Source organism: Coriobacteriia bacterium, from assembly GCA_031292615.1.
Lineage (GTDB): Bacteria > Actinomycetota > Coriobacteriia > Anaerosomatales > JAAXUF01 > JARLGT01.
In genome coordinates this window covers 13,482-24,976 of sequence record JARLGT010000096.1, presented here as the reverse complement: position 1 = coordinate 24,976, position 11,495 = coordinate 13,482, and the positions used below count along the sequence as shown (strand labels likewise).

Below are 11,495 nucleotides of genomic sequence, written 5' to 3'. Positions count from 1 at the left end.
AAGGAAGGCAGGAGAATGGACCCGAAGCAGCGCAACTACCTGTTGTTGGCGCTCTGCGCAATCTTGGTGATCGGCTCGTGGGTGATGCTAGCTCGACCCAACGGCGGCAAGCCAACGATCACGCAGGGGCTCGACATCCAAGGAGGTCTGTCCGTCATTCTGCAGGCGAAGCCTTCACCGGGGCAGACCGCCCAGGACATCACGTCCGGTGATATGGACAAGGCCGAACTGATCATCAACAACCGCGTCAACAAACTGGGCGCCTCGGAGACGAGCGTCCAGCGGCAGGGTGGCGACGCGCTACTCGTGCAGCTTCCTGGAATCAAGGACCAGACGGCGGCTCTCAAGCTGATCGATACGACGGGCAAGCTCGAGTTCGTCGACGTCTCGTCGCTTCCGAGCGCGACGATCGCTGCCATCGACAAGTGGCAGACCAACGGCTCGCCGGGTGGCTCGGCTCGCCCCGTCATCCCGGCCGATGTCGTGTACAAGCCGGTGCTGACGGGTGACATGATCACCAACGCGTCCGCGGGTCAGTCCTCTGGCGCCAACGCCGGTCAGATCACGGTCACGTTGACGATGGACAACCAGGCCACCGACCTGTGGGCCAAGTACACGACCGCCAACGTTGGCAAGCAGGTCGCCATCGTGCTCGACCGGGTCGTGCAGTCGGCTCCGGCCATCAAGGAGCCCATCCTCTCGGGCAACACCGAGATCAGCGGCTCGTTTACGGTCGATGAGGCCAACAACCTCGCCACAGTGCTCCAGACCGGCTCGCTGCCGGTCACGCTCGAGGCGCAGGACGTGCGTTCGGTCGGCCCGACCCTGGGTCAGTCCTCGCTCCTCCAAGGCGTGTACGCGGCGCTGGTCGGTCTGCTGATCGTCGCTATCTACCTCATCGTCTTCTACCGAGGCATGGGCGTCCTGTCCGTCGTCGGCCTCGGCGTCTTCGCCTCGTTGTTCCTGGGTCTGTTGGCCCTGCTCTCGGCGTTCGGCGTGTTCGCGCTCTCGTTGCCAGGCATCGCAGGTATGGTACTGACCATCGGTCTGGCAGCCGACTCGTCGATTCTCATCAACGAACGCTTCCGAGAAGAAATCGGGATGGGCAAGACGGTTCGCTCGGCGGCAGCGTCGGGCACCAAGCACGCCATCATCACGTCGGCCGACGCCGACATCGTCACCTTCGTCTCGGCGCTCGCGCTGTTCGTCTTCGCGATCGGCCCCGTCAAGGGCTTCGCGCTGACACTCATGCTGGGTATCGTTTGCGACCTGATCATGATGCTGCTGTACAGCCGCCCCTTGATCATGCTCCTCGGCGAGACCGTCATCCCCAAGGCCACGGCCTTCTGGGGTATTCCGAAGCAGGCTGTTGCCGCACGAGGCGTCACTGCCAAGAAGGGCGGTGCCGCAAATGCGTAAGTTCAACATCGACTTCATGGGTAACCGCAACATCATGTTCGGAATCTCGATCGTGCTGCTGGTCGTAGCGATCGCCTCGCTCGGCATCCGCCACCTTCAGTTCGGCGTGGAGTTCAAGGGCGGTACGGTCGTCACTATCGCCGACTCCGGAAGCGTCACGCAGACTCAGATGACCGACGCCTTCAAGGCTGCCGGACTGCCTAACGTGGTCGTCCAGGGTAGTCAGGCCGGCGTCAACGCCAAGCCTGGCTTCATCATTCGAAGCAGCGAGACAAGCGCCGCGGCGGCAAGCACGGCGGCCGACAAGGCCATCAAGGCAGTTGGTCTCTCGGCGAGTGAAAAGACGGTCACGACGATCGGCCCGAACTGGGGCGCCAACGTCACCTCGAGCGCGCTGCTGGCTCTGGGCGTCTCAATCCTCGCGATCCTTCTCTACGTCTCGCTGCGATTCGAGTACAAGATGTCCGTCACCGCGGTCATCGCACTGGTGCACGACATCGTGATCACGTTGGGGCTGTATGCGTTGATCGGCTGGGAGGTCACGCCCAACGTCGTCGCTGCGCTGCTGGCCATCCTTGGTTACTCGCTCTACGACACCATCGTGGTGTTCCACCGCATCAAGGAGAACTCGCAGGGCCTGGTCAAGACTTCGTACATGAGCATGGCCAACACGTCCATCAACGAGGTGCTCGTTCGTTCGATCAACACGACGTTGACCTCGCTCATCCCGGTCGTCGTCCTGTTGCTCTTCGGAGGTTCCACCCTGAAGGACTACGCTCTGGCGCTGACGATCGGTCTGACGTCGGGTGCGTACTCTTCGATCGGTGTCGCGGCCCCGCTGTTCGCCATGTGGAAGGAGCGCGAGCCTAAGTTCGCTGCGCTCGCCAAGAAGTACGCGAACGCCTCTTAAGAGACGCGAACACACTCGTGACAAGCATCCTCGGCAGGGCCGACACCAACGTGTCGGCCCTGTCCGCTACCAAGGCGCTATGACGCTGCCCACTCCACACGCGACATGGTCGCTCGTGCCTGCCGACCCGGCGCTCGTCAAAGCCATGAGCGCCGCAACGGGCCTCTCGGCGATCACGTCGCGCGTGCTGGTTGGCCGCGGCGTCACGACGCCGGAGCACGCCGCGCGCTTTCTTGCGCCCGACTTGGATCGCGACTGGCTCGACCCGTCGCTGATTCCCGGCATGGACGCTGTCGCCGACACCGTGGCGCAGGCTATTCGCGCGGGCAAACACGTCGTCGTGTTCGGCGATTTCGACCTGGACGGCATCTCCTCGGCGGCCGTGGCCGCGCGGGGGCTTGCGGCGATGGGCGCACACGTCTCAGCAGTGGTGCCCCATCGCTTCAACGAAGGCTACGGGCTGTCTGCGGCCGCTATCGAGCGCATCATGCCGATGCGGCCCGATCTCATCGTCACCGTCGACTGCGGCATCTCAGCCGGCCCCGAGGCCCTTCTGCTCGCCGAGAAGGGCGTCGCGCTGGCCGTGACCGACCATCACGAGCCCGGCGAGGGGCTGCCGGTCGGCATCCCGGTCGCCGACCCCAAGCTCGACCCGGAGAGTTGCGCATCGGGCGACCTCGCAGGCGCTGGAGTGGCGCTCAAGCTGGTGCAGGCGCTCGGCTCCCGGCTCGGCTTCCCCGACGTGTGGCGCGAGCTAACCGACCTTGCCACGCTGGGGACCGTTGCCGATATCGTGCCCCTTACCGCCGAGAACCGCGCGCTGGTCACCCACGGCGTCGCGCGCATGCGCACCGCACCGCGCGTCGCAATCGCGTCGCTCGCGGCCGTGGGCGGCGTCGAACCCGACGCCATGCGCGCCGAGTCGGTCGCCTTCGCGCTCGCGCCGCGGCTGAACGCGGCTGGTCGAATGGCCGATCCCCAGATCGCGCTGGACTTGCTGCTGACCGATGACGCGTCGCGCGCCGAGTCGCTGTCGCTCGCGCTCGACGAACTCAACCGTACGCGCCAGGCCGCCGAGGCGGACTTGGCTGACGCAGCCATTGCGATGGCCGAGCGCGTCTACAAGGGCGAGCGTGCGCTCGTACTGGCGGGCGAGGGGTGGCACGAGGGCGTCAAAGGAATCGTTGCGTCTCGCCTGACCAGCCGCTTCGGCGTCCCCACGCTGCTCTTCGCAATCGAAGACGGCGTGGCGCGCGGGAGCGGCCGATCGGTCGGTCGCGTCGACCTGTTCCGAGCGCTCGATGCGTGCTCCGGCGTGCTGACGCGTTTCGGCGGCCATGCCGCCGCTGTGGGATGCGCGCTTCCCGCCGAGGACGTGGATCGCTTCCGCGAGTGCCTGCTCGGCTATCTCGACACGCTGCCTGCCGAGCAGTTCGTCGTCGAGCGTCAGGTCGATGCGGAGGTGACGCTGGAGAAGATAAGCGTCGAACTTGGCGTGGAGCTCTCGCAGCTCGAGCCGTTCGGTCACGGCAACCGTACGCCGCGCCTGGCCGCAAACGGCGTCTTCATGAACGGCAGGGCGCGCGTCGGCAAACTCGGCAATCACATGAAGTTCGCGGCATACGACGGCGCGGTCAGCGTTCCAGCCATCGCGTTTCGCTGCCCGCAGATCGACGTGCTCATCGGGCACGAGACAGCAGTCGACCTCGCCTTCGAGGTCTCAATCGACGAGTGGCGGGGACGCAGGCGCGTCCAGATGCGCGTTCAGGACGTCTTCATTCACGAGCCGTCCGCCGACTCTCCGGCCTACGCGCTGGTCGAGGACCTTTTCGCACACGCCGATGAGATTCTTGCGCGCGAGGAGTACTCCGGGATCAGCGATGCGCCATCGTTTCACACCAAGCTCGCCGGCGTGACCTTCGAAGGGCGCCAGGGCGTGCTCGAACGGGTGTCTGCGGGAACCCCGCTGCGTCTCGTGCGCCAGCCGGACAACCCGTACGACGCCAACGCGATCGCCATGTTCGACCCGCAGGGCGATCAGGTGGGCTTTCTGAACCGCCGCCTTGCCGCCGCACTTGCGCCCACCGTCGATGCTGGCGTTGAGTACGACGTCGAGGTCACAGACGTCACCGGTGGAGAGGGCGATCGCTCGCTGGGCGTCAACGTGCTGCTCACCCGCCGAGACGCTGCAGAGACCGCCGATGAGCGACTCGCTACCCGCGCTACCCGCCGAGCCGAGCTGACGGCGATGGACCCGACAACGTTGGACGCCGAGCTCACGCGCTGCTTCATCGGCGAGCGTCCCTTGCACGAGGCGCAGGCGCGATCGCTCGCGCACCTCGCGCAGGGCACTTCGACGCTCACCGTCATGGCCACCGGGCGCGGCAAGTCACTGATCTTTCACCTGCATGCGGCGCGCACGGCGCTTCGGCAGGGCAAGGCGAGCGTCTTCGTCTACCCGCTGCGCGCTCTCGTCGCCGATCAGGCGTTCCACCTCGACGAAGCGTTTGCCGAGGTGGGGCTGACCGTGCGCACCGTGACGGGCGAGTCCTCGCTTGCCGAGCGAGACGAAGCGTTCTCGGCGCTGTCGTCGGGTGGTCTGGACGTCGTGCTCACGACGCCAGAGTTCTTCCACCTGTATTCGCAGCGGTTCGCCGACGGTGGCAACGTCGGGTTCGTCGTCGTCGACGAGGCGCACCATGTCGGGATGTCGCGTGCGGGTCACCGGCCCGCCTACGCTCGTCTCGGCGAAGCGATCGAGGTGCTCGGCGGGCCGACCGTGCTCGCTGTGACGGCCACGGCCGACGATGCGACGGCCGCGAGCATCCGCTCGACGCTGGGGATCTCGGCCACGGTGCTCGACCCGACGGTGCGCGACAACCTCGCGGTCGAGGACCGCCGCGACGCCGGCGACAAAGACGGGTATATCGCGTCGCTGGTAGCCAAGGGCCACAAGACCGTCGTCTACGTCAACTCGCGGGAGCAGTCCGTCAAACTCGCGCGCATGCTGCGCAAGAGAGTGCCGGCCATTGCGATGCGCACGGCGTTTTACAACGGTGGGCTGTCGAGGGCGATGCGGCACGCCGTGGAGAGAGCGTTTCGGACAAGCGAGCTGTCCGTCGTGATCGCGACCAGCGCGTTTGGCGAGGGCGTCAACATCCCCGACATTCGCAACGTCGTTCTCTACCATCTGCCTTTCAACAGCGTCGAGTTCAACCAGATGTCTGGCCGAGCCGGCCGAGATGGAGCGCTTGCGCGCATCCACCTGCTCTTTGGCGGTCGCGACGCGCGCATCAACGAGACGATCCTCTCCTCGCTCGCACCCGAGCGCGATGACATGGCCGCGCTCTACATCGTGCTGCGCGAGCTCGCCGCTGCGCAGGGACCCGGCTTCGAGATCACCAACTCCGAGCTGGCTGATCGCTGCCGCAAGCTGCGGCGGGGCTTCGCTCTCGACGAGCGCGGAGTCTCCTCGGCACTGGGGATTTTCCGGGATCTGGGCTTCGTTACCGGCGAGGGCCACGGCGCGTACCGCAAACTCACGTTCGTCGCGGGCCAGAACAAGGTCGACCTAGAGGCCAGCCTCCGATACGCTGAGGGCATGGAAGAGATTGAGGAGTTCCGGGGATTCAAGGCTTGGGCGCTTTCTGCCGAGCCCGAGGACCTGCTCGCTCGATTCAACCGACCGATCCTTCCTGAGGAGTGAAGGTGGGGGGCTATTTGACACCCCACCCCTTCAGGATTGACCTGCGTCAACCGATTCTTACCGAGACAGCGTTATCCGCCGGATTCCGGCGCTTTGCAGCGCGCGTGTGTGGCGCAAAGTTGAAGCGCCGGACGGGGACGCAGATGGAAGCCGATGGACGGACACGGAGGAAGGGAGTGAGCGAGCGCTTCGTCGCGACTCGTTCGCCGGGCCTACGAGCGATTCTGCTCGTGGGCTTCTTCGCATTCCTGATGTGCGTGCTGCCCAGACCGGCGCTCGCGGTGGGGCCCAACGCTGTCATGTATCCCACTGGGTGGAACACGAACGCCGTCGCCCGCGGAGACGACACGGCAAACTTGGTGGTGAACCTCCCATTCGCCATGAACTGGATGGGCACCAACTACTCTCAGCTCTACCTGAACATGAACGGTAGCGTGACGTTCGGGAGCGGCTTCACTTCCTACACGCCGGGCGCGCTCAGCGCTGTCGGCCAGGGCATCATGGCTCCATACTGGGCCGACGTCGACACGCGCTACGTCGGCGCGCCCAACCAGATGTACTACAGCAACATCACATCGGGCAGCGTGCCCGCGGTCAACGGTCACAAAGCGTTCCTGGTCACGTGGTCCAACGTCATGCGCTACAACGGTGCGACTCAGTCCTCGGACACGACCGACACGTTCCAACTGATCATCGTCGACCGATCGGACACAGGCGCCGGGAACTTCGACTTCATGTACAACTACGACAAAGTCGTTTGGGACATGGGCACGGCATCCACCACTCACGCCCGCGCAGGCTGGGCGGTCAACGCGACGACGAGCTACGAGCTGCCAGGCTCTGGCTCGACCACCGGTGGGCTGCTGGACAGCGGTCCCGCGAGCACCTCGCTGATCAAGAACTCGCTCAACTCCGGCGGGCAGCTCGGTCGCTACGTCTGGCAGGTGCGGGGGGCCACAGCGCCTAATGCGGCTCCCACCATCGGGCTGATCAACCGAGTGCTCGAGGGTAACGTGGCCAACGGCTACGCGAGCTACAATGCGACGGCGTCCGGCGACGCCAGTGCTACCGACACGGACGGCTCGATTGCGAGCTTCGTCTGCACGCCATCCTTGCCTGCAACATTGCCGCTTGGGATCACCAACATCCTGTGGACGGCCACCGACAACCGTGCCGCTGTGACTACAGCAACTCAGTCCGTCACTGTCACGGACACGACGCCACCCACTCTCTCGACGCTGACGTGCCCTACGCACACCGCAGGGGTGTGGTCCAAGACGTCGGCCATTACGATGAACTGGACGACGGCTACCGACGTTTGCAGCGGGCTGAATGGATACTCGGTCTCGTGGAGCCAGAACGCGACAGCGATGCCCGACACGACTCTCGACGCCTCGTCATCGACCAACACCACGTCCACTACGCTGTCCGACGGTTCTTGGTACTTCAATTTGCGTACCGTGGACAAGGCTGGGAACTGGTCGGCGACCGCCGTGAGTTTCGGGCCGATACGTATCGACACCGTCAAGCCGACCACTACGAGCAACGCTCCATCGAGCTGGGCCAGCGCCACGGTCTCGGTGGTGCTCACCGCTTCCGACCCGTCGGGGCCCGTCGCCTACACACGCTACAAGCTCGACGCGAGTGCGGTGGCGACCTACTCGGTGGCCGTCTCGGTCTCGGGCGATGGGACGCACACGCTACTTTTCTGGTCGGCGGACTCAGCTGGCAACGTAGAGGCGACCAACACGGCGACGATTCGCATCGACACCACCGCCCCGTCGACACCGACGTCGGTCACCGCGAGCGCGGTAGGGACGACCAGCGCCGAGGTCACGTGGACGGGTTCCACCGACAACGTCTCGGGGGTCGCGTACTACGCGATCTACCGCAACGGCTCCATCGTCGCGACCACGAGTGCGACCACCTACACGGATACGGGGCTTTCGGCGGGGTTCACCTACCCCTATTACGTGGTGGCAGTGAATGCGGCAGGCATGCGCTCGGCCAACAGCAACGTCGCCAACGCGACGATGCCGTCGGCTGAGATCTGGATGTCGATGTCGACCGACACCGTCGACATGGGTGCCGTCAGCCCAGGCGCGCCCTCGACTCTGGCCAGTGCGACCACCGTGAAGGTGGGCGGGGTCGGCGCGCTCACGTACGACTTCTGGTGCTCGGCGGTCGACTTCTCCAACTCGGCCACGAGTTCGGTGACGCCCACAATGCCGGTGAGTGCTTTGTCGTACTCGACCAGCGGTTGGGTCAGTGTCGGCCTGCAGCCGTTCGTGAGCACTCCGTACAAGCTCGACACGGCGACAGGGTCGAAGTACGTGTGGGAGCACGACTATCAGTTCGGCTACGTGCTGAATGCGCCTTGGGCATTCGACCCGGGGACGTATACTACGACCGTGACGTACACGGTGGTGTCACGCTAGCGCAGGCACGAGATTCGCACCTCATGCCTGCTTGGGTCCCGCTTGGGCGGGAGACTCCCTGCACACGAAAGGTGCCTCTTGTCCGCGACCCTTGAACAGATTGAAGCCCAGGTCAGAGCGTACAATCCCGACGCGGACCTGACCGGACTCGACGACGCCTTCGACTTTGCTGTCAAGGCGCACGAAGGCCAGATGCGCAAGAGCGGGGAAGCGTTCGTCAACCACCCGATCGAAGTCGCGCTTATCCTCGCCGAGCTGCACATGGATACGCCTACCCTCAAGGCCGCGCTTCTCCACGACACCGTCGAGGACTCTGAGGTAACGCTCGACGAGGTCCGCGAGAGGTTCGGCGACGAGGTCGCTGAGCTCGTGGATGGCGTCACCAAGCTTGGCAAGATCGAGTTCGAGTCGCTCTCCGAGGCGCAATCCAACAACCTGCGCAAGATGCTCATCGCGATGGCCAAGGACATCCGCGTCATCCTCATCAAGCTTGCGGACCGGCTGCACAACATGCGCACCCTTGCGGCACTGCCCGAGGACCGCCGGCTGGACAAGGCACGCGAGACGATGGAGATATACGCGCCGCTCGCGCATCGTCTGGGTATCTCGAGCATCAAGTGGGAACTCGAGGACTTGGCGTTTTACTACCTCGAGCCACACAAGTTTCATCAGGTGTCGCGCATGGTCGCCGAGAGCCGAGAGGCTCGAGAGGCCTACACCCGCCAGGTCATCGACAAGCTGACTGAGGAACTCGTCGCGGTCGGCATCAAGGCGCGCATCTCGGGCCGCCCGAAGCACCTCTACAGCGTGTATCAGAAGATGGTGGGCAAGGGCAAAGACTTCAACGAGATCTACGACCTCATCGCCCTGCGCGTGATCGTGGACTCCGTCAAGGACGTCTACGGGGCACTCGGCACCGTTCACTCGATCTGGAAGCCGGTTCCCGGCCGCTTCAAGGACTACGTGGCGATGCCCAAGTTCAACATGTACCAGTCGCTTCACACGATCGTCATCGGGCCAACCGGAGCCCCGCTCGAGATTCAGATTCGCAGCGAGGAGATGCATCGCACCGCCGAGTACGGCGTCGCGGCGCACTGGCGCTACAAAGAAGGCACGCGCGGTGAGGACAGCTTCGATGAGCGGTTGGCTTGGCTGCGCCAGATGCTGGAGTGGCAGACCGAGCTCAAGGATCCGCGCGAATTCATGGAGGCCCTCAAGATCGACCTCTTCGAGGAGGAGGTCTTCGTCTTCTCGCCCAAGGGTGACGTCATCAGCCTCAAACGTGGCTCGACGCCGATCGACTTCGCCTACGCGATTCACACCGAGGTGGGCAACCACTGCGTCGGTGCCAAGGTCAACGGCTCCATCGTCTCGCTTGCCTACGAGCTGCAGATGGGGGATCGCGTCGAGGTCCTCACCAACAAGAACGCCAGCCCGTCGCGCGACTGGCTCAACCTCGTGCGCACGTCCTCGGCGAAGAGCAAGATCCGTAACTACTTCAGCAAGGTCACCCGCGAAGACGACCTGATTCACGGCCGAGACGAGCTCGCCAAAGTCATGCGCAAGCATGGTCTGGGTATCGGCTCCAAGACCGCCGAGAAGGCCATCGCGTCGGTGTCGCACGAGATGAACTACACGCACCCGGACGACATCCTCGCCGCCATCGGCGCCGGCAAGGCGTCGGCCAAGATGGTGGGCACGAAGCTGCTCAAGCTGATGGCCAAGGAAGGCGAGATAGCTAAGCCTGAACCTCAGCATGAGGAGTTCACGCGCGACAAGCCGATGATGCCGCCGCGCAGCAAGCGTCGGCACGCGACCGGCGGCGTAAAGGTGACCGGACTCGATGACGCCCTCATTCGCCTTGCAAGCTGCTGTCACCCGGTCCCTGGCGACGACATCATCGGATTCGTGACTCGGGGTCGCGGGGTCTCAGTCCACCGCAAGGACTGCCCGAACGCGCGTGATCTGCTCACCTCGCCCGAGCGAATCATCGACGTCGAGTGGGACCTCGGGCAGGCGGCCTCGTTCCAGATCGAGATCTTCGTCGAGGCGATGGATCGCCTGCGCCTCCTGCAAGACGTCACATCGGCCCTGGCCGAGCAGGGCGTCAACATCCTAGCCTCATCCACGACCACGCATCGCGACGGAATCGTCGACATGCGCTTCCTCTTCGAGTTGGGCGACCTGTCGCGCCTCGACAAGATTCTGGCCGAGATGCGCCGCGTCGAAGGCGTGTTCGAAGCTCGGCGCATGATGCCTGGCGAGGCAACACAGAAGAAGAAGGGCGACCACTAGTGTTCGTTCGACGCCTCGTTCTCGGCGCCCTCGACACGAACTGTTGGGTGGCCGCAGACGACTGCGGCGGCCCGGCCGTGGTCGTCGACCCGGCGGACGACGCTGACGCCATCCTCTTCGCGGTCGGGGAGCGCAAGGTGATGGCGGTCGTGCTCACACACAAGCACTTCGACCACATCGGAGCCGTGCGAGAGCTCATCGCGCGAACTGGGGCACCGCTCTGGGTGCACCAAGACGATGCGGCCGGCCTGTCCGACGCGATCGGCACAGGCGGCGCGATGTTCGGTTTCACCACAACCGCGCCACCGCCGGATCGGCTTCTCGGCGCTGGTGACGTGCTCGTGGCAGGGAACCTACGATTGACCGTGCTCCATACTCCTGGCCACACTCCCGGTGGCATCTGCCTGCTTGCCGAGGACTCCTCGGGCGACCCTGCCCAGTTGTTCGCTGGCGACACTCTTTTCGCGGGCAGCGTGGGACGCACGGACTTCCCCGGCGGCGACGCTCGGGCGCTGTCGCATTCAATCGCCACGAAGCTCGTCTCCTTGCCCGCCGAGACGATCGTGCATCCCGGCCACGGCCCGGACACGACGATAGGCCGGGAGCGCCGAGTCAACCCGTTCTTTCCTCGCGCCTGATTCGGGCGGTGTTCGGCTTTCAGGTGGCAGGAAATCGGGACCGCGCAGCGTCGGCCGAAATAGCCGTTCCGGCACTCTCAGAATTGGGC

At 64.8% G+C, this 11,495-nt stretch carries 6 protein-coding genes; all 6 read left to right on the top strand.

Features of this window, described 5'->3' with window-relative positions:
* The first annotated feature begins 15 nt into the window (after positions 1-15).
* Positions 16-1,419 carry a protein translocase subunit SecD gene (secD, locus tag P4L93_08665; GenBank protein MDR3687010.1) on the top strand — a complete coding sequence of 468 codons (1,404 nt, stop codon included), beginning with the start codon at positions 16-18 and terminating at the stop codon, positions 1,417-1,419.
* On the top strand, positions 1,412-2,329 hold the full coding sequence (secF, locus tag P4L93_08660; GenBank protein MDR3687009.1) for a protein translocase subunit SecF: 918 nt from the start codon (positions 1,412-1,414) through the stop codon (positions 2,327-2,329). Before secD ends, secF begins: the two co-directional genes overlap by 8 nt.
* Positions 2,330-2,408: 79 nt before the next feature.
* Positions 2,409-6,035: a single-stranded-DNA-specific exonuclease RecJ gene (gene recJ / locus P4L93_08655; GenBank protein ID MDR3687008.1), complete on the top strand. Its 3,627-nt coding sequence runs from the start codon at positions 2,409-2,411 to the stop codon at positions 6,033-6,035.
* A gap of 176 nt (positions 6,036-6,211) precedes the next feature.
* Positions 6,212-8,473: a hypothetical protein gene (locus P4L93_08650; protein ID MDR3687007.1), complete on the top strand. Its 2,262-nt coding sequence runs from the start codon at positions 6,212-6,214 to the stop codon at positions 8,471-8,473.
* A 78-nt stretch (positions 8,474-8,551) separates the two neighbouring features.
* Positions 8,552-10,768: a bifunctional (p)ppGpp synthetase/guanosine-3',5'-bis(diphosphate) 3'-pyrophosphohydrolase gene (locus P4L93_08645; protein MDR3687006.1), complete on the top strand. Its 2,217-nt coding sequence runs from the start codon at positions 8,552-8,554 to the stop codon at positions 10,766-10,768.
* Positions 10,768-11,406 (top strand): MBL fold metallo-hydrolase, encoded by a 639-nt coding sequence (locus P4L93_08640; protein MDR3687005.1) that lies wholly within the window; start codon positions 10,768-10,770, stop codon positions 11,404-11,406. The genes P4L93_08645 and P4L93_08640 overlap by 1 nt, the downstream gene beginning before the upstream one ends.
* Positions 11,407-11,495: the final 89 nt, after the last annotated feature.